General features: G+C 72.1%; 4 protein-coding genes. 1 reads left to right on the forward strand and 3 read right to left on the reverse strand.

All coding sequences use genetic code 11. The features are described from left to right. A partial coding sequence (locus tag VFO68_RS20345; protein WP_414635535.1) for a P-loop NTPase occupies nucleotides 1-786 on the reverse strand: 786 nt, incomplete at its 3' end. A gap of 98 nt (nucleotides 787-884) precedes the next feature. Here VFO68_RS20345 and VFO68_RS20350 point away from each other — a divergent pair. Beyond that, on the forward strand, nucleotides 885-1,355 hold the full coding sequence (locus VFO68_RS20350) for a MarR family winged helix-turn-helix transcriptional regulator (protein ID WP_325159924.1): 471 nt from the start codon (nucleotides 885-887) through the stop codon (nucleotides 1,353-1,355). On the opposite strand, the gene VFO68_RS20355 is transcribed toward VFO68_RS20350, so the two are convergent. Both VFO68_RS20355 and VFO68_RS20360 read right to left on the reverse strand, forming a co-directional pair. Beyond that, nucleotides 1,340-1,882, reverse strand: a complete 543-nt coding sequence (locus tag VFO68_RS20355; RefSeq protein ID WP_325159925.1) for a DUF1003 domain-containing protein — start codon at nucleotides 1,880-1,882, stop codon at nucleotides 1,340-1,342. The two genes, VFO68_RS20350 and VFO68_RS20355, sit on opposite strands and share 16 nt — an antisense overlap. Further along, on the reverse strand, nucleotides 1,875-2,249 hold a 375-nt coding region (locus tag VFO68_RS20360; RefSeq protein ID WP_325159926.1), incomplete at its 5' end, for a CBS domain-containing protein. The genes VFO68_RS20360 and VFO68_RS20355, both read right to left, overlap by 8 nt.

Below are 2,249 nucleotides of genomic sequence, written 5' to 3' on the forward strand. Positions count from 1 at the left end.
CTCCGCCGCGGCCTGCTGGGGGGTGGTCACGACCAACAGCTCGGCGTTCGGCAGGAGTTGGGCCACCGAGATCGCGATGTCGCCGGTGCCTGGGGGCAGGTCCAGCAGCAGCACGTCCAGGTCGCCCCAGAACACGTCGGCCAGGAACTGCTGCAGCGCCCGGTGCAGCATCGGCCCGCGCCACACGACCGCGGTGTTGCCCGGGGTGAACATGCCGATCGAGATCACCTTCACGCCGTGCGCCTGCGGCGGCATGATCATGTCTTCGACGCGGGTGGGCTTGCCGTCCGCGCCGAGCATGCGGGGCACCGAGTGACCGTAGATGTCCGCGTCGACCACGCCGACCGACAGCCCGCGGGCCGCCATGGCCACGGCGAGGTTCACCGTCACGCTCGACTTGCCGACCCCGCCCTTGCCGGACGCCACGCAGTACACCCGGGTCAGCGAGCCCGGCTCGGCGAACGGGATGCGCGGTTCCTCGGCGTCCCCGCGCAGCGACCGGCGCAGCGTGGCCCGCTGCTCGTCGCTCATCACGTCCAGCGTGACCCGGACATCGGTGACGCCGGGCACGGCGGACACCGCCGCGGTCACGTCCTGGGTGATCCGGTCGCGCAGTGGGCAGGCGGCGATGGTCAGGTACACGCCGACCTCGACCACCCCGGCCGGGCGCACCTGGATGTCCTTGACCATGCCGAGGTCGGTGATCGGACGGTGGATCTCGGGGTCGCGCACGGTGGCCAGGGCCGCGCGGATCGCGTCGACGCTGGGAGTCTGGCTGTCGGTCACCCTTCCCATGCTACGAGCGGGTGGGCATGTACGGGTCGGCCGGCCGGTCGGGCGTGCGCCGTCCCGCGCGCGCCGGGCGCGTTGCGTAACATCTGATCATGACGGAGCCAGCCTTGTTCCCGTCGCCGAGCCGGAGCCAGCTGCGGGCCTGGCGGTCGTTTCTGACCGCGCACAACCGGGTGCTGCGCAACCTGGAGGCGGAACTGGTCGCCGAGCAGCGATTGTCCCTGGTCAGCTACGACGTGCTGGTTCAGTTGGCGGAGGCGCCGGGTCGCCGGTTGCGGATGGCAGAGCTGGCCGACCGGGTGCTCCTGTCGCGCTCCGGCGTGACCCGCTTGGTCGACCGGCTGGAGCGGGCCGGCCTGGTCGCGCGGCAGCGGGTGGTGGCGGACGGTCGCGGTGTCATCGCCGAACTGACCGACTCCGGTCTGGAGCGACTCCGCAACGCCTCAAGGACCCATCTAGCCGGAATCGCCCGGCATTTCGTCGCCCACTTCGACGACGACGCGCTGGCGGCCCTCGGCGCCCTGTGCGACCGGCTGGTACCCGACCCTCAACTAGGGACCTGATCGTCCCAGCGCGGGTCGGCCCGGACCGCGTCGGCGCCCGGCCGGTTCCGGCCGCGGGACTTGGTCGGCAGGTCGGCGCGCAGCCGGTCCAGCTCGCTGCGCAGGTAGTCCCGGGTGGCCACCTCGCCGACGGCCAGCCGCAGCGCGGCCAGCTCACGAGCCAGGAACTCGGTGTCCGCCTTGGTCTGCGCGGCCCGGCTGCGGTCCTCCTCCAGGGCCACCCGGTCCCGGTCGTCCTGGCGGTTCTGGGCCAGCAGGATCAGCGGCGCGGCGTAGGCGGCCTGGGTGGAGAAGGCCAGGTTGAGCAGGATGAACGGGTACGGGTCCCACTGCAGGCTCACCGCCACCAGGTTGATCGTGATCCAGCTGATCACGATCACGGTCTGCCAGAACAGGAACTTGCCGGTGCCGAGGAAGCGGGCCAGCCGCTCGGAGAACCGGGCGAACGCCTCCGGGTCGATCTCGAACCGCAGCTTGCGCGGCTGGCGGGGCTGATCCAGCCTGCGCCGCGGCACCAGGTCAGGCATCGGCGGTCTCCTGCCCGGTGTCGGCGCCGTCCGCGGTGTCGCTCTCCCGCCAGCCACCGGGCAGCAGGTGGTCGAGGATGTCGTCGACGGTGACCGCGCCGAGCAGGTGGTCCTGCTCGTCCAGCACCGGCGCGCAGACCAGGTTGTACGCGGCGAAGTACCTGGTCACGCGCACCAGCGTGTCCTCGGGGCGCAGGCTGGTCAGCTCGCTGTCCACGGACGCGGCGACCAGGCTGGACGGCGGCTCGCGGAGCAGTCGCTGGGTGTGCACGCAGCCCAGGTACTTGCCGGTCGGGGTGTCGCTCGGCGGCCGGCAGACGAACACCATGCTGGCCAGCGCCGGGGTGAGGTCGGGGTTGCGCACCCG

The organism is Actinophytocola sp. (assembly GCF_035712165.1).
GTDB lineage: Bacteria > Actinomycetota > Actinomycetes > Mycobacteriales > Pseudonocardiaceae > DASYTH01.